At 73.3% G+C, this 16073-nt stretch carries 15 protein-coding genes; 8 read left to right on the top strand and 7 right to left on the bottom strand.

The features are described from left to right. Positions 1 to 3: 3 nt before the first annotated feature. Positions 4 to 666 (bottom strand): response regulator, encoded by a 663-nt coding sequence (locus tag FE374_RS17910; protein ID WP_139930770.1) that lies wholly within the window; start codon positions 664 to 666, stop codon positions 4 to 6. Continuing rightward, positions 663 to 1787, bottom strand: coding sequence for a sensor histidine kinase (locus FE374_RS17905; protein WP_139930768.1), 1125 nt, complete (start codon positions 1785 to 1787; stop codon positions 663 to 665). Before FE374_RS17905 ends, FE374_RS17910 begins: the two co-directional genes overlap by 4 nt. Before the next feature lie 128 nt (positions 1788 to 1915). Between FE374_RS17905 and FE374_RS17900 the strand changes: the two genes are divergently transcribed. From FE374_RS17900 to mpaM, 4 genes are all read left to right on the top strand, one after another. Further along, positions 1916 to 2632, top strand: a complete 717-nt coding sequence (locus tag FE374_RS17900) for an ABC transporter ATP-binding protein (RefSeq protein WP_139930766.1) — start codon at positions 1916 to 1918, stop codon at positions 2630 to 2632. Beyond that, a complete protein-coding gene (locus FE374_RS17895) occupies positions 2629 to 3468 on the top strand; it encodes an ABC transporter permease (RefSeq protein WP_139930765.1) in 840 nt (279 codons plus the stop codon). The genes FE374_RS17900 and FE374_RS17895 overlap by 4 nt, the downstream gene beginning before the upstream one ends. Before the next feature lie 219 nt (positions 3469 to 3687). Then, on the top strand, positions 3688 to 4932 hold the full coding sequence (locus FE374_RS17890; RefSeq protein WP_139930763.1) for a lanthionine synthetase C family protein: 1245 nt from the start codon (positions 3688 to 3690) through the stop codon (positions 4930 to 4932). Positions 4933 to 4989: 57 nt separating this feature from the next. Further along, positions 4990 to 5898, top strand: coding sequence for a daptide-type RiPP biosynthesis methyltransferase (mpaM, locus tag FE374_RS17885; protein WP_223173574.1), 909 nt, complete (start codon positions 4990 to 4992; stop codon positions 5896 to 5898). Positions 5899 to 6005: 107 nt separating this feature from the next. Here mpaM and FE374_RS17880 read toward each other — a convergent pair whose 3' ends face one another. Next, complete coding sequence (locus FE374_RS17880; RefSeq protein WP_168205742.1) at positions 6006 to 6977, bottom strand: helix-turn-helix transcriptional regulator; 972 nt, start codon at positions 6975 to 6977, stop codon at positions 6006 to 6008. Positions 6978 to 7190: 213 nt separating this feature from the next. Between FE374_RS17880 and FE374_RS19305 the strand changes: the two genes are divergently transcribed. Beyond that, positions 7191 to 7340, top strand: coding sequence for a hypothetical protein (locus FE374_RS19305; protein ID WP_168205741.1), 150 nt, complete (start codon positions 7191 to 7193; stop codon positions 7338 to 7340). Positions 7341 to 7440: 100 nt separating this feature from the next. Here FE374_RS19305 and FE374_RS17875 read toward each other — a convergent pair whose 3' ends face one another. Further along, a complete protein-coding gene (locus FE374_RS17875) occupies positions 7441 to 8595 on the bottom strand; it encodes a BtrH N-terminal domain-containing protein (protein WP_168205740.1) in 1155 nt (384 codons plus the stop codon). A 275-nt stretch (positions 8596 to 8870) separates the two neighbouring features. On the opposite strand from FE374_RS17875, the gene FE374_RS17870 reads away from it, so the two are divergent. Then, the gene (locus tag FE374_RS17870; RefSeq protein ID WP_139930758.1) at positions 8871 to 9731 is read left to right on the top strand and encodes an N-acetylmuramoyl-L-alanine amidase; all 861 of its coding nucleotides are present in this window, start codon (positions 8871 to 8873) and stop codon (positions 9729 to 9731) included. Here the strand turns inward: FE374_RS17870 and FE374_RS17865 are convergent. Further along, on the bottom strand, positions 9728 to 11116 hold the full coding sequence (locus FE374_RS17865; protein WP_139930756.1) for a variant leucine-rich repeat-containing protein: 1389 nt from the start codon (positions 11114 to 11116) through the stop codon (positions 9728 to 9730). The two genes, FE374_RS17870 and FE374_RS17865, sit on opposite strands and share 4 nt — an antisense overlap. A 169-nt stretch (positions 11117 to 11285) precedes the next feature. On the opposite strand from FE374_RS17865, the gene FE374_RS17860 reads away from it, so the two are divergent. Continuing rightward, a complete protein-coding gene (locus FE374_RS17860) occupies positions 11286 to 11963 on the top strand; it encodes an LmeA family phospholipid-binding protein (protein WP_168205739.1) in 678 nt (225 codons plus the stop codon). 46 nt (positions 11964 to 12009) lie between these two features. On the opposite strand, the gene FE374_RS17855 is transcribed toward FE374_RS17860, so the two are convergent. After that, positions 12010 to 12699, bottom strand: coding sequence for a LuxR C-terminal-related transcriptional regulator (locus FE374_RS17855; RefSeq protein ID WP_168205738.1), 690 nt, complete (start codon positions 12697 to 12699; stop codon positions 12010 to 12012). A gap of 150 nt (positions 12700 to 12849) precedes the next feature. Between FE374_RS17855 and FE374_RS17850 the strand changes: the two genes are divergently transcribed. Beyond that, positions 12850 to 13785 (top strand): hypothetical protein, encoded by a 936-nt coding sequence (locus FE374_RS17850; protein WP_139930750.1) that lies wholly within the window; start codon positions 12850 to 12852, stop codon positions 13783 to 13785. A gap of 17 nt (positions 13786 to 13802) precedes the next feature. On the opposite strand, the gene FE374_RS17845 is transcribed toward FE374_RS17850, so the two are convergent. After that, complete coding sequence (locus FE374_RS17845) at positions 13803 to 15920, bottom strand: cytochrome c oxidase assembly protein (RefSeq protein ID WP_230978382.1); 2118 nt, start codon at positions 15918 to 15920, stop codon at positions 13803 to 13805. Positions 15921 to 16073: the final 153 nt, after the last annotated feature.

Raw genomic sequence — 16073 nt, 5'->3', positions numbered from 1 at the left:
ACTTCACCCCTGCCGTGCAGGGCCTTCCAGCAGGCCCAGCTCCAGGGCGCGCAGCACCGCGCGGGTGCGGTCCCGCACTCCGAGCTTGAGCAGCACGGCAGTGACATGGTTCTTCACGGTGCCCGGCGCGAGGTACAGCGCCTCGGCGACCTCGCGGTTGGAGTAGCCGGCGGCGACCAGACGCAGCACGTCCAGCTCGCGTGCGGTCAGCGGCTCGGGCCGGTCGAAGCCCCCCACCTGCGGGCCCCGGCTGGCGACGGCGCGCAGCAACCGCTCGGTCAGCGCCGGCTGCAGCAGCGTGCCGCCGGCAGCGAGCGTCTCGATCGCCCCGATGAGCTGCTCCAGCGTGACGTCCTTGAGCAGGTACCCCCGGGCCCCCGCCCGCAGCGCTCGCAGCGCCAGCTCGTCGTCGTCGAACGTCGTCAGCACGAGCACCGGCACGGTCGAGCCGCGTTCGCGCAGCGCCTCCAGGGTGGCGATGCCGTCCCGGCCCGGCATCCGCAGGTCCAGGAGCAGCACGTCCACCTCGTGGGTGTCGAGCAGCTCGAGCGCCTCGTCGCCGTCGCCGCCCTCGCCCACGATCTCCACCGCCGCGCTCAGCGCGAGCAGGCTGCGGATGCCCTGGCGCACCAGGGTCTGGTCGTCGACCACGGCCACCTTGATCATGTCGCCGGGATCCTCGCGGTGACGCCGAAGCCGCGCCCCGGCCCTGGATCCAGCGTCAGCTGCCCGCCCAGCTGCTCGATCCGCTCGGTCATCCCCACCAGGCCGTGGCCCGGGCGCAGCTGCGCGGTGCCGCGGCCGTCGTCGCGCGCCGTCACCGCGACGCCCGTCTCGTCCGCGACCACCGCGATCTCCAGGTACCCGGCCTTGGCGTGACGCAGGGTGTTCGTGACGATCTCCTGCACGCAGCGCACGACGGCGACGGCCTGCCGCTCGCCGACCGGCACCTGCTCGTCCACCTCCAGGTCCACGGCCAGCCCGGGCAGGTCGGTGACCAGCTCGCGCAGGATCGTCTCCAGACCGCCGGGTGCCTCACGCAGGCCTCCGACCGTGACGCGCACGTCGGCGAGGAGGTCCTTGGCGATGGTCCGCGCCCGCGTCACGTGCTCGGCGGCCGGGCCCGTCGCCCGGTGAGCGGCGACCTCGAGCTCGAGGGCGAGCGCGGTCAGGCGGTGCCCGACGACGTCGTGCAGGTCGCGCGAGATCCGCAGCCGTTCCGCCTCCCGCGAGGAGGCGCCCAGCAGTGCGGTGGCCGCCCGCAGGTCGGCGTGCGCGGCGGCCAGGTCGGCGCGGGCCGCGGCCTCTCGCCGGGTCGCGAGGACGGTCAGCGCGGCGAAGGCCATGAAGCAGGCGTAGATCATCGTGATGAGCACGTTCGCGCTCGCCTCGACGCCGGCCACGGCGCTACCCGCGGCGATGCCCACCGTCTGCACGGCGATCACCGCGACGACGGCCGCGCGCGTCAGCGCGTACGCGGCGGCCGCGGCGGTGACCACCAGCAGCACGGCGGTCCACCCGAGGTCGGGGTCGAGGAACCAGGTGGTCAGGCCCAGGACGAGCAGGGCCGCGACCACTGCCGGGTCGGGCAGCCACCGGGGCTGTGGGACGACGATCCCCGAGGCCACCGCGAACACGAGGAGGTACAGCAGGTACGCCGTCCACCAGGCCGCGCCCGGTGGCGCGGCGTCGCCCGTCGCGCCCGCCACGAGCGCGAACAGGCCCACCGCCAGCGTGCCGACCACGCCGGTGGTGGCGCTGAGCCGCTCGTCGTCGCGCGCCTGCACACGCCGATGCTACGGGCGGCAGGCCGGCGGGCGCCCCTGCCGGAGGTCACGGGTGCAGCCGATGACCACTGGCACAGGTGGCCGCGTCCCCCGCTTCCTAGCGTGGTGGTGAGCCGAAGGAGGCCGAGATGACCGTCATCGAGATGACCGGGATCACGAAGAGCTACGGCGACGTCCGGGCCCTGGACACGCTCGACCTCGTCGTCGCCCGCGGCGAGATCGTCGCCCTGCTGGGGCCGAACGGGGCCGGGAAGACCACCGCGTTCGAGGTGCTCCTCGGGCTCGTCCGGCCCACCGCCGGGCACGTGCGCGTGCTGGGTGCGGAGCCCGGGACCTTGCCGGGCCGGATCGGCGCCATGCTGCAGGCCGCCGGTCTGCCCGAGCAGGTCACCGTGCGTGAGCTGGTGCGCCTGATCGGCCGGTCCTACCCGCGGGCGCTGCCCGTGGCAGAGGTGCTGCACCGCACCTCCCTGACCACGCGGGCCGGCCGCACCGTCACCGCGCTGTCCGGCGGGGAACGCCAGCGCCTGCTGCTCGCCCTCGCCCTGGTCGGCGCCCCGGAGCTGCTGCTCCTCGACGAGCCGACCGCCGCCATGGACGTCGCCTCCCGCCGGTCGTTCTGGCGGCAGGCCCGGGCCAGCGTCGCGGACGGCGCCACCGTCCTGTTCGCCACCCACGACCTCACCGAGGCCGAGGCGGTCGCCGACCGTGTCGTCGTCCTCGCCGGCGGACGTGTGCGGGCGGACGCCCCGCCCGCCCAGCTCACCGGGGAGCGGGACATCGAGGACGTCTTCCTCGCCCTGACCGAAGAGATCTCCACCGCGCACGAAGGAGCAGACCGATGAGCACCACCCACACCTCCACGGCCGGGATCGACGCCCGCCCGAACGGCGGCCGGGCCGGCCTGCTGGCGCTGCAGACCCTGACCCAGCTGCGCTCGAGCCTGCGCACGGCCGACTTCGCCGTCGGCGCGGTGGTCATCCCCGTGCTGCTCTACGCGATGTTCGGCCTGCCCAACGCCTCCAGCCGGCTGCCCGGCGGCACCGCGGTGGGCGCCGCCATGCTGGTCTCGCTCACCGCCTACGGCGTCGTGTCGCTGGCGGTCTTCGTGTTCGGCGAGGACGTGGCCAAGGAGCGCGGGCGCGGCTGGGTCCGTACCCTGCGGGCGACGCCGCTGCCCACGAGTGTCTACCTCGTCGGCAAGGCGGGGGCCGCGCTGGTGCACGGCGCCCTCATCGTTCTCGCCATGTCGGTGCTGGCCGCCGTCGCCGGCAACGTCGACCTGCCGGTACGCACCTGGCTGCTGCTGGGCGCCGTCCAGCTCGCCGGCGTGCTGGTGTTCAGCCCGCTGGGTTTCGCCATCGCCTACCTCGCCCGCCCGCGGGCGGCGACGGTGGTCGCCAACGTCATCTTCCTGCCGCTCGCGTTCGCATCCGGCTTCTTCGTCCCGCTCGGTGAGCTGCCCGCCGTCCTGGGCGACATCGCCCAGGTGCTGCCGACGTGCCACTTCGGCCAGCTCGCCTACCGGCTCGTGATGCCCGAGGGCGACATCGCCTACTGGACCGGCGCGACCGTGGCCCCGGTCGCGGTGAACCTGGCGTGGGTGGTGGGTTCCGCCGTCGTCCTCGGGAGCCTGGCCCTGCTGGCCGCGCGCCGGGAGGCGGTCACCCGCCGCGGCTGACGCCCGCGCGAACCCGCCCGGACGGCCCGAAACCCTCGCGGTTCGGGCCGCTTGGGGCGCCCCAGGGTGCCTGGCAGGTTTAGGCCATGGCATTTACATGCCTCGCCACTGGCTGGTATTGGCCCCACCCGACTCGTTAGCGTCGCAGGTGTCCCGAGGAAAGGCTGAACCGCACAGGCGGTTCGCGCCGGGGCACCGGACCAGGCGAAAGGGTGAACAATGACCGACGCATCGGTGCTGCTCCCTTTCGAACCAAGACGGTCGACGTATGCGCGCGACGGCGTGGGGGCGGCCACCGCCGCCCGCGTCTCCGAGGCGCACAGCGGTGAGCTGATCGACTTCGTCAGCCGGCGGGGCGCCATCGTCCCGGCCACGCTCGACGCCGCGTCCTACCCCCTGCTGCGCGAGCACCTCGTGCGCAGCATCCTCGCGACCGCGACGCCCGAGAGGGCGGACCGACTCTTTCCCGGCGATCCGCAACAGCTCCTGCGACCCTTCGGCGGTGTGAGCCTCGGCTCCGGTGCCGCCGGGGTCCTGTGGGCGCTCGCGGAGGCCGGGGCCAAGGTTCCCACCGAGCTCGTCGACTGGTTGGAGGGGGCGGTCCACGGGGTGGAGGGCCCGGGACCGGGACTTGTCGACGGGCTCGGTGGGATCGCGCTGGTGCTGGACCGGCTCGGCCGCCCCAGCGCGGCCGCACGCCTGTGGGAGACGATCGATCAGGTGCCGCTGGAGAGCCTGGGCACCTCGCTCGCCGACGGCCTGCCCGGCCTTGGGCTCGCGCTGCTCGAGCGGGCACCGTTCAGCGACGCCGACGCCCTGTGCGACCGCGTGTTCACGATCGCCGAGGAGCTCGTGCGGCGCCTCGACGACCAGGCCGAGAGCATGCGCCGGCCGGGAATTCTCCACGGCGGCGCGGGCGCGGCCCTGTTCCTACTCCATGTCTATGAGATGACCGCCGACGTGCGGATGCTCGACCACGTCGAGCGCGCGCTGCGGCGCGACCTCGCCTTCCTCGGCTGGGACTCCCTCGCCGCCGGCGGCGCCCCTCAGCTCTGGCGCACCCGGCCGCTGCTCGGCAGCGGCAGCGCCGGTGTGGCGATGGTGCTCCATGAGGCCATGAGCTACCTCGACGAGCCGTGGGTGGCCGAGGCGCGCGACGGTATCGCCGCGGCGTGCGAGCAGCAGATCGGCGCCCATGCCGGCCTCTTCCACGGCTGGGCCGGCACGCTCGTGGCGCTGCAGTACCTGCGCTCGCGGCCGTGGGACCCGGTAGAGGTCCGGCGCGAGGTGGTGCGGCCGCACCTGGAGCGGCTCGGCCACCCCGCGGCACGCTCCCGCATCCCGTACGTGGGCCTCGACGCGACCCGCTCCTCGGCGGACCTCGGCACCGGTGCCGCGGGGGTGGTCCTCGGCCTCGAGTACCTGCTTGGCGACGGCGAGCGCCGCGTCCCGCTGTTCTGGTGAGGGTGCCCGCCGGGCGCGGGCAGGCAGTGACGACGACGAACCAGAAGGAGGGACACGATGACCACGATTGACACGACCGTGCCGATGGCGCCTCATGCGACCATGCACCGGGCGCACCTGACTGCGCCGCGTCCCTCCGTGACCGCCACCCACGGCATCCCGGGCCGCGCCGGACGGCTGGTGGCCCAGCTCGGCGACCGGGCCCGGGTCCATGGCGCCTGCGACGAGACCGGCGCAGCCGTGCTGGCTGACATCGCCGACAGTGACGTGAACGAGGTCCGCGCCGTCCTGCGGCTCGTGTTCGGTCTGGACGGGCCGGTCCTCGACCTCGCCGCCGGGCTCGGCCGGATGACCGTGCCGCTGCTCGCCCTGCGCCGGGAGGTGACGGCGCTCGAGCTCTCCGGCGACGTCCTCGACCGGCTGGTGCGGCGTCTGCAGCAGGCGCCGGCCCCGCTGCGCCAGCGGTGCACCACCGTGCAGGCCGACATGGCGGACTTCGCCATCGACCGTTCCTATGCCGCGGTCGTGCTCGGTGGCGCGTCGGTGAGCCTGCTCGACGGGGTCGGCCGGATGGGGCTGTACCGCTCCGTGCGCCGGCACCTCGCGCCGGGCGGGCGCTTCCTGCTCAGCACGGTCGACCACGGCGCTTCCACGGCGCTGCCGCCGGAGCTGGGCACCGAGGTGGTCACGCCCAGCGGTCACGCGTACCGGGTGTACGAGTACTGGCAGGCGGACGCGCCGACGTGGACGTTCACCGCCCTGCGCAAGGATTACGGACACGGTCCCGTCACCGTGTGCACGACGACCCAGCGTGTGCTCGGTGCGGCACAGCTCCAGGTCGAGCTCGAGCGTGCGGGGATGGTGGTCGTCTCCCGCACGCAGATCACAGAGCCCGGGCGACGCCACCCGGTCGTGCTCATCGAGGCCGCGTTGCCTGACGCGGTGACGGGACCGGCACGTCTCTGAGGCGGTGCCTTCCGCTGAGGGGGCCGTGCTTCTCCGAGGGGCTGCGTCTCACCGAGGGGCTGGCGTTTGACTGAGGGAGTGTCCTTCGCGCCCTGACGGCCGGTCGGTCAGAGCCAACCCCGCGTGACGGCACGGGCGCCGAGCGCGAAGCGGCTCGTCGTGTCCATCCGGCTGCTGAGCGTGTTGATCATGCGGCGGACGGTACGGATCGAGATGCCAAGCTGGCGCCCGATCGCCTCGTCCTTCATGCCGCGGGCCAGCAGCTGGAGAAGCTCACGTTCCTCGGGCTTGAGGGCCTCGTCGTCCTCCGTGGGCGCGAGGTCGGTACCGGACTCCCAAAGAAGTTCGAACAGGGCCCTCAGCGCGGCCATCATGCCGGGCGTGTTGATGATGACCGCACCACGTGTGTAGTCCTCAGGGTCGAACATGAGGACGGCTACTTCGCGGTCATAGATGAGTATGCGGTTAGGCACCTCAACCACGGCGCGAGTGGCGCCGCCGTGATCGCGCAGCCAGGCCGCGTACTCGACGACGGCGTTGTCATGCCGAGCGGATGCGGGGTAAATGGTTCGAATGGCCACGCCACGAGCGAGGTCCCGTGCCTCATCGCTCTTTGCCTGATCGAGCTGGTGCTGTGTCGGGGTATTCGTGACGATCGAGTCCAACGACTTGGTGATGTTCTGCCCCAGCTCGAGCAGGCGGGCGACGATCTCGTCGGTACCGGTCAGGTGCTCCACCTCACCGCGGCGCCGGTTCACCGATCGCAGGTATTCGTCTACCAGCTGCGCCGCGCCGGTTCGTACGCTGCTGAGCTGCTCCTGCGCGCGGTGAAGCTTGATCTCCTCCTCGCTGAGGATCCGTTCGAAGGCGACCTGCGGGGACTCGATCCGAACGCCGGCAGGGTCGTCATGAGAACGTCTAAGCAGTCCCTTGCCCTCAAGCACGTCGAGCACGTTGTGAAGTTCTTCGTGCGGAATCCCGATCCGTTCCGCGAGCTGTGTATGGGTTGCCGCGGGAGTATTGATCAGGGCGCGGTAAACCGCGATGGCGTCGCCACCCAGTCCCAGCGCGTCGAACATGGCACTCCCGAGGTCAGTTTCCCCAGATCGTATGACGAGACACGCTCCAGGCGGAAAAGCGTCTGGCCTGCGGTTGGACGCGTGTCGCCCCGAGGCAACTTCCTGCCATGGCATGGATTGACCACCCCACGGATCGTGTTGCGCCGGTCCGAAAGCCCGATCATCAGAGTCGAGAGGCGCACCGGCCTCGACATCTACAGGAGTGTGATTTTCATGAAGAAGCTCGGAGCCAGCATCCTCATCGCCGTCGGTCTCGTGGCCGGCATCGCCGCGCCGTCCTCGGCCGCCAGCTTCGACAAGGCCGACACCGGTCGCGTGTCGATGCTGTGCGCCTACTGCTGGCCCACCCCCGGCGCCCGCTGAGAGGTCGTGCGGCCGCCTCAGTGACCACCTGAGGGACCGCGTCGATGCCCCGGAGCAGACCTCCTACCTGCTCCGGGGCATCTGTGCACCCGGCGCGATCTCAGGTGAGGGCAGCTCGAATCGCGCTGACACCTTCGCTCTCGTGAGCGGCGGCCGCGTCGACGTGGTCGGCGATTGCGTCGAACGTGGCGGCCAGAGCCGCCGCGCCGGCTTCGGCTCCCGCCGCCGCGCCGGCCAGGTCGACGACGGCCTGCCACCGGTCGCCCGACGCGGCAAATGCGGCAGCAGCCTCCTTCAGCCGCTGGTCCTCGAGCAGTGCCGCCGCCTCAGCAAGGAACCGGGCGTACAGCGGCCGCGTCCCGGCAGGCGCGGTGTACGCCGTCGTGAGGCATTCGGCGAGTCGGCTCATCGCGTAGCCAAATGCCGCGGGCTCACCGAACCGCGCCCGCCAGCCCGACTTCCTGCGCGGCTCTCGTAGCTCCGCCGAGAGCTTCGCCATCCCGCTGAGCCCGAAGTTGACGTCGAAGGCGTGGCCGAGGACCGGCCCGGTGAGGTGGTCCGCCGTCAGTGTCAGTGCCCCGCGCACCGCCTGCGGGACATCGACCCGGCCGGTGGGCGGCGCGAGCGTCGTGATCTCGAACCGGCCCTTGCGGTGCGCGGCCCACGCGGCGCCGAGGTCCTCCGCGCCGATACGCCACGGGCCGCCGGGCACGTCGTCGACGAGGTAGTCGCCGCCGTCGACCCCGGCGACCACGACGGCATACGGCTCAGCGGCTTCCATCGGGTCGACCCCGGTGTGCCAGGGCAGGTGGTCCCTCGCCACCTGCAGCTGGGCCGCCCGACCGTGGGTGAGCGCGTCGTCCAGCTTTCGCAGCGCCACCTTCGCCCCGGATGAGTGCTGGACGTCGTGGACGATGCCGAGGTGGGTCGTCACCGCCTCGAGCCACGGCATCGGGTGGTGCTGCGCGACGATCGTGAGGAGGGGGTGGTCGGCGGCCTTGTACTCGAAGATCGAGTACAAGAACCCGACGCCGCCGCCGAGACCGCACGCCATCGGCTCGTCGACGTCCACACCGACCTGCGCGAGGAGTCGTCGGGCGAGCGTCGACGGCCGGTGCTCGAACGAGCCGAACCCGGGGTAACCGGGAACCACACCCGAGATGTGGGCCACGTTCCGGTGGGCGGTCGTGTACGACTCCCCGGTCCGCGCCATCCGGTCGCGCACGTGAGCCTTGAGCTTCTTCTGCTCGGTCATGGTCATCCTTCTCGGTGGCCAGGTCCCGCCGTCGCCTGCACCTCGGGCACGACAGCCACCCATGTTCCGGATCACCAGCTCCGTCGCTCCCGCGATGACAAATGGCCACCTTCGCCTCCACGATCGCCGCCGGGTGCAGGCCGGTAGTGAAGGAGGTCCGGCGCGCGGGGCGCCGCCCGTGAGTCTAGCCAGGCACCGCCGTGCGGCGCAGGCCGTCAGGGCCTGGCCCTGCGCGGTCGAGCGCCGGGACCGACCCGGCGTGACCGGGTGCGAGGATGACTGATGTGCCACCGCCACCCGACCCCGGCCCGTCGCCGCGCCGAGGACGTCTGGGGCGCGCGGTGCTGCTCCTCGTGACGGTCGTGGTGGTCGCCGCGGTCGCCCTCGGCCTCTATCTCGGGGCGCGCCCGCTGCCCCAGGAGCCGGCACCCGCTCCGCCGAGCCCGTCACCCACGACGTCCGCCACCCCGAGGCCCGACCCCCTCGCCGGCCTGCACGTGGTGCTCGACCCTGGCCACAACGGCCGGAACGCTGCGGCGACGGCGGAGGTGAACGCACCGACCGACGACGGCAGGGGCGGGACCAAGGCCTGCAACACCGTGGGGACGGCGACCCTGTCCGGCTACCCCGAGCACGCGTTCACCTGGGACGTCGCCGTGCGCACCCGCGCGCTGCTGGAGGTGGCCGGGGCCACCGTGACCCTGACCCGGGAGGACGATGCCGGCGTCGGACCGTGCGTGGACGAACGTGGCCGCTCCGCCCAGGAGCACGACGGCGACCTCCTGGTCTCGCTGCACGCCGACGGTTCCGAGGATCCCCAGGTGCGCGGGTACTTCGCGATCGTGTCGGAGCCGCCGCTGAACGAGGCGCAGGGCGAGCCGTCACGTGCGCTGGCCCTGGCGATGCTGAAGGCGCTCGGCGCGGCCGGCTTCACGCCGTCGTCGTCCTACGCCGGTGCGCTCAGCCAGCGGCCGGACCTTGGCACGCTGAACTGGGCCGAGCGGCCCGTCGTCATGCTCGAGCTGGCCCAGATGCACAACGCCGCCGAGGCTGCGGTTCTCGAGACCGAGGAGGGACGGCAGCGCTACGCGGCGGCCATCGCCGACGGCGTGGGCCGGTGGGCGGAGGAGCGTTAGAACGTGCTGAACCCGGCCCGGGCGACGGTGAATCCGTGGCCGGTGAGTGTGCTCCAGCAGGTCACTCCGTCCAGCTTGCTCAGGCAGGCGAAGTGGCCGGCGGTGACCGACTGGTCGTAGGCGAGCCCGTCCCCGCCCGCGGCGGCAGGTGCTGCGCAGTCCGGGCGCGCGTCGCCGCCCACTCCGACCACAAGGGTGACCGGGCCGGGGCCGCAGGTCTGCGGGTCCGCGAAGGCTCGCTCGGTGATCGTGCAGGTGGCGGTGCCCTCGCCGAGCCCGCAGGCGATGTTGCCGGTGGGGCTCACGAAGGCGTTGCGCTGCTGGGCGTCAGCTGGGGCGGGTCGCGCGGGTGCGAGCCAGTCGCCGGCCGTGGTCAGCGTGGCGCGCACCGCGGCGGGCGTCGCGTCGCCGTCGATCAAGGCGTTGTTGACCGCCAAGGCGTATGCCGGGTCGCACGCGTCCTGGAGACCCACCAGTGCGTTGATGACGACGTCCGCGGAAGCGGGGTCTTGCCACGCGTCTCCGATTGACGCCACTGTGCCGAAGTTGGCGAACACCTGGGCGTCCGCGGTCACGTCACCGCAGGACGTGGTGCCCGGCAGGGCGGCGAGCGCCGCGCTGGCGGCGGCGGGGTCGCCCGGCGGGGCGGACGTCCCGGAGGACGCGTTCGGTGGGGCGGTGCTGCTCGCTCCGGTGGGGGGCCCGAAGGCCCAGGCGAGGAGGACGAACGCGACGACGGCGATCCCGGCTGGCAGCAGCCACCGGGGCAGGTGCGCGCTCGCGCTCGGGCCCTCGTCAGCGGTGCCCCGGGCGGCGGGGCGCTCGTCGGCGGGACCGGCGCCGATACCGCCCGTGCCCGCGTCCACCCCCGCGCCGGATCTGGTGGGAACGTTCATCGCGACGCCCTGCACGGGCGTGGCCGGGACGCCGGTCACGTGCGCCGTCGCGCTCTGGGCAGGCTCGGGCGACAAGCGCACGCGAGGCTGAGGTGCAGGCGCCGCGGGTGGGAAGACCGGGGGCAGCACCGGGGCGGCGCCACCGGCGGCCGGCAAGGCCACCGTGGGTGGCTCGGCACGGTCGGCGAGTGCGGGCGCGGTCTCGGGGGCCCGGGAAGCGGTCGCGTGCCGCGGTGGTGGGTACGACGGTGGCAGACCCGGCGCGGGGGCCGGGTGCGCGGTCAGGACGGAGGTGGCCACCCGCGCTGCCAGTGCCGCATCCACCTCCGGGACGCCGAGCATCGCGAGCCACTCCAGGAGCGCCGGGTACGTCGACGGGTTCGCGGCGATCGCCGGGCGCGCCCGCGGGTGGTCCCGAGCCAGCTGGTGCAGGGTGGTCAGCGGGGTCGTCGGGTCGGCGGCCAGCCGCTCCAGGTCCTCGCCGGGCATGATCGCGCCCCCTCCTCCGCGCCGTCCCTCGACCTCGACAGTACACAGCGCCGCCGGTGACGCCGCGCCGGCGTGGCCTGCCCCGGGGGGGCCGGTCAGCCGGCCGTTCGCGGGTCCACACACCGGCGGACGCCGCCGTGCGCCCGCCGGTCGGACCTACGGTGGGGCAGTGCGTCGTCTCGTGGGAGTCCTCCTCACCCTCGCCCTGGTCGCCAGCGCCGTCGTCGTGCTCGACCGGGTGGCCCTGGCGCTGGCCGAGCGGGAGGTCGCCAGCCGGCTCAGTGACTACGTCGATGTCGAGGGCGACCCGGACGTGCGCATCTCCGGCTTCCCGTTCCTGACCCAGGTCCTGGCCCGCGAGGTCGACGATGTCCGGGTCACCGCGCCCTCGGCGGCCTCTGGCGGCGTCCAGCTGGCCGATGTGGAGGTCCGGGCCCACGACGTCGGACTGACCCAGCCGCCCACGGCGGCCGAGCTCGAGCTCACCGGCACCCTGCCCCAGCCCGCGCTGCAGGAGCTCCTCGACGCGCGCGGCCTCGACCTCGCCGTCGACACCGGCACCGACGGCCTGCGCCTTGCCACCGAGCTCCTCGGCCAGAACCTCGAGGTGCTCACCGAGCCCGAGGTGACCGACAGCGGCGGCCTGCAGCTACGCACCGTCAGCCTGACGCTCGGCGGCACGCAGGTCGACGCCGCGTCCCTCGCGCCTCTCCTCGGAGACGCCCTGCTCACCTTCGACGTGGCGCTGCCCGACCTGCCGCTGGGCCTGACTCTCGCCGCGGCCCGTCCCCAGGACGACGGCGTGCGGCTCACACTCACCGGGGAGGACGTGGTCCTCCCCGGGTGACCCCACCGGCGTGACACTGGCTGTGGGCACCCATCCCACCCGGCCCTCAGGTCGGCAGCACCCCGGGCGGCGGGAGGATCCCGTCCTCCACGGCGCGCTTGTACAGGTCGACCTTCGTGTCGGCGACCCGCCCGGCCATGCGGTACTTCGCGCGGATCCGGCTGATGTAGTCGTTGACCGTCTCCCGCGAGATCCCCAGACGCTGCGCGACCCGCTCGGACTTCTCCCCGCTCGCGTACAGCGCCAGCGTCTCGCGCTCGCGGGGGGAGAGGATCGACAGCGGGTGGCGGCGGCCGTCGCCGCTGACCTGGACGAGCCCGGGACGCCCCCCACGCGCCGCGGCGGCAACGACCTCGGCGAGCCGCTCGGGCGGCACGCTCTTGTGCACGACGGCGACCGCACCCGCCGTGAGGGCGAGCTCGAGCGCGTACGGGCTCGAGACCTGCGTGAAGACCACCACCTTCACCCCGGCTGCGGTGAGCCGGCTGATGAGGCGGTCGGAGGCGGAGTCCGCCGCCTGCAGCTCGAGGAGCACGAGGTCGGCGGGGTGCTCGGTGCCGCGCGCACGGAGCATCGCGGCGATGCTGGGGAACCCGCCGACCACCTCGACGGAGTCGGCAGCGGCGAGGCACTGGGCCACCCCGAGCGCCACGACCGGGTGGTCGTCGATGACCGCCACCGTGGCACGCCGGGACGGTGCTTCCACTCGCGTCCGCGTGGACGGGGTGAGTGACATGCGCGCCCTCCCTCGCCCCGTGCACGGCCCCTGAACCTGTTCTTGTTCGGGCATTCCATCGAGACTGTGTCGCGCAAGTGTCGCGTCGGCAAGCGGATCCCGCAGCGCAATCCACATGCGGCACGGCCGGCGTCCGACAGACTGAGGTGCATGCCAGCAGAGCCGCGACCGGACCCCTCGGTCCCGGCTTGCCGGGAGCTCCGCGTGCTGCTGGCCGAGGTCCCCGCGTACCGGACACGCTGGCAGGCGTACGTCCGGCGCAGCAGTCGCCAGGCCGTCCACCAGGGCGCGATAGCCCAGGTCCTCGCCGACCACCTGTGGGAGACCGGTGAGGTCGCCGAGACCGAGACAGACCTGCCGCGCCGCCTGAAGGACCGCGTGGGCCGCGCACTGAACGCCCAGTTCATCGCCCCCGCCACCCTCCGCCTGTTCATCGAGGCGTTCGACATGTCACCCCCGGACGCACACCGCCTCTGGGCCTTGTTCATGCACGCCGAGCCCACCGACCTGTCGGTCGTGCGCACGCCCGCTGAAGGGGACAGCGTGCTCGTCGCCGCACCGGCGGGCTACGAGACGCTCGTGGCCCATGAGTTCCACCGGATCGGTCCCGACGGACTGCCGGCCGAGCACCGGACGCTCCAGGTCATCCGCGCCCTGGAGCCGATGGACCGCTACGTCTACCAGTTCGACACGCACGCGGCCGCCGTCGAGGTGCTCCGCGGAGGGCGGGCCGGCCCGGTGCGACGCTCTGCCATGTCCGGGCTGTACGGCGTGGAGCTGACGCTGACGACCCCGCTGCAACCCGGCGAGACCGCCTCGCTGGAGTACCGGACCGTGTTCAGCTATGCCGAGGTGCCCCCGCCGAGCTTTCGCCGCGGCACCCGCCGCCCGATCGGGAGCCTCGAGCTCAACGTGCAGTTCGACCTCACCCGGCTGCCCGCCCGCGTGTGGTGGGGCCGGTGGGAGACGATCTGGGCGGACGCGCCCAGCAGGACCGAAGAGATCACCCTGACCCCCGATGGGAACGTGCACCGCTTCCTGCACGGACTCGTGGGCGAGATCGTGGGCTTCATCTGGCAATGGTGAGCGGCGCCGTCGGGCACTCACTGCCCGGCGCGCGGCTCCACGGGACCCTCGGGCGGGACCAACCCGGCCGCCTGCTGGCCGGCGGACTCTGCCGCCCGCGCGGCCAGCATCTCGTTGTAGGCACGCAGCTCGGCGTCCTCGTCCCGGTCCGCCTGCCGGTCCGACCGCCGCGCGGCCCGGTCGTCCGCCTTGGACCAGGAGAAGGCGACGGCGATGGCCAGCGCAAGGGTGGGCAGCTCGCCGATGCCCCAGGTGATCGCGCCGCCCTTCTCCTGGTCGGCGAGGGCGTCGACGCCCCAGGGCAGGCCGAGCCAGCCGAAGTAGTCCGCGGCGAGGAGCTCCGTCAGGGAGATGATCGACAGCCCGAAGAACGCGTGGAACGCCATGGTGGCGAACAGGAGGATGAGCCGGATCGGGTAGGCGGGGCGGGTCGGGCCCGGGTCGATGCCGATGAGGACGTTGGCGAAGAGGTACCCCGCCAGGCTGAAGTGCACCACCATCAGCACGTGCCCGAGGTGGGTGTCCAGCGCCCCCTCGAAGAGCGGGGAGTAGTAGAAGACCACCAGCGAGCCGGCGAAGTTCACCGCCGCCACGATCGGGTGGGAGAAGAACGCGGCGACGCGTGAGTGCACCAGCGCCAGCAACCACTCCCGCGGGCCGCGCGAGCCGTCCCGCCGGTGGGGCAGCGCCCGGACGGCCAGGGTGACCGGGGCACCGAGCACCAGGAAGATCGGCACCATCATGACCAGCAGCATGTGCTGGATCATGTGGGCGCTGAACAGGATCTTGCCGTAGACGGCGGGACCGCCGTTGGTCACCCAGAAGAACAGCAGGAGCCCGGCCAGCCAGGCGGCGGTGCGCCCCGCGAACCACGAGTCGCCGCGCCTGCGCAGCCGGACCACCCAGCCCAGGTAGACCACCAGCCCGGCGGCGGCCGCCAGCGTGGTGAGCGGGTCCAGGCGCCACTGGGTCAGATAGGTCAGCGCCGTGGGGAACGGCGGGACCGGGTTGCCGGTGATGAGGTAGGTGGGGCTGGCGTCGAGCACCGGGTCCTGCGGCACCGGCGGCGCGGAGGAGCCCAGCGCGACGCCGACCCCCACGACGGCGCCCATGACCAGGACCTCGACGCCGGCCAGCCGCCAGAACGCCCTGCCCGAGCCGCCAGCGGCGCGGATCTGCGGGATCGTCATGGTGCGATGCAGCCAGCCGGCCAGGCCGAGGGCGGCGGTCAGCAGGACCTTGACCTGGAGGAGCTGGCCGTAGGGGTGGGTGAGGAGGTCGGCGGGCGAGGAGAGCCGGATCCAGGCGTTCGCGATCCCGGCGAGCGCGGTGATGGCGAACGCCCACAGCGCGAGGTGTGAGTAGCGCGCGACGGCGTCGGGCAGGTCCCGCCCGAGGCGCGCCGCCCCCAGGCAGAGCACGGTGAGGCCACCGACCCACAGCGTGACGCCGATGAGGTGCAGCCACCAGGACGAGACGGCGAGCTCGTGGCTGGCCGCGCCCGCGGCGTGACCGGTCAGTGCGACCGGGAACAGGGCCACCAACGCGGCGACCGCCGCCCACGCGGCGGAGGTGTACCCCCCGACGGCGACGGCGAGCACCGACACCAACGCCGTGAGGAACGTGGCCCAGGCGAGGTTGCGACCCAGCTCGATATCGGTCACGAACTGCGCGAGCTGGGCGCCGTAGCCCGGTCCACCGAGCCCGGTGCCGACGATGGAGGCGTGCGTGAGGACGAGATGGGCGAGCTGAGCCAGCGCCCACACGACGGCGGAGACGGCGCCCACCCGGGCCAACAGCTGCCAGGCCGCGCCGTCGACGTCGTGCCGGCGTGGCGGGCGGGCGCCGGCCGTGGCCACGGCACCCTCGGACGACCGCCGGCGCGGCAGGACGACGGCGCACATCGCGAAGGCGCCGATCGTGACGGCGGCCGCGGCGTGCGTGAGCAGCGTGACCGTCGGCAGCCCCCACCGCACCAGCGGGCCGGGGTCGAACAGGGCCGGTGGCTCCACCGCACCGGTGAGCACCAGGCCCGCGGCCATCACAAGGAGCGCGAGCGGCAGCGCCCCCAGGGCGTACCACCACGCGCGCGACGTCGCCCTGCCCGGGGCGGTGTCGGTCAACACCTCAGCCACCCGACCAGGGTAAGCGTGCCGGTGCCGCGCCCCGGACCGGGCGCCCGTGTCCAACGCCATACCTCCCGGGGGCCATCGACCCACCCACGTGCGGCCCGGCCTCCCTACCATGGAGGTACGGAGCAACACCGGCCGGGGGCACTCGCCCCGCCG

This window comes from Georgenia yuyongxinii, from assembly GCF_006352065.1.
Lineage (GTDB): Bacteria > Actinomycetota > Actinomycetes > Actinomycetales > Actinomycetaceae > Georgenia > Georgenia yuyongxinii.
Note: the sequence above shows the minus strand (reverse complement) of the source record. Positions and strands in the feature narration are given on the sequence as shown.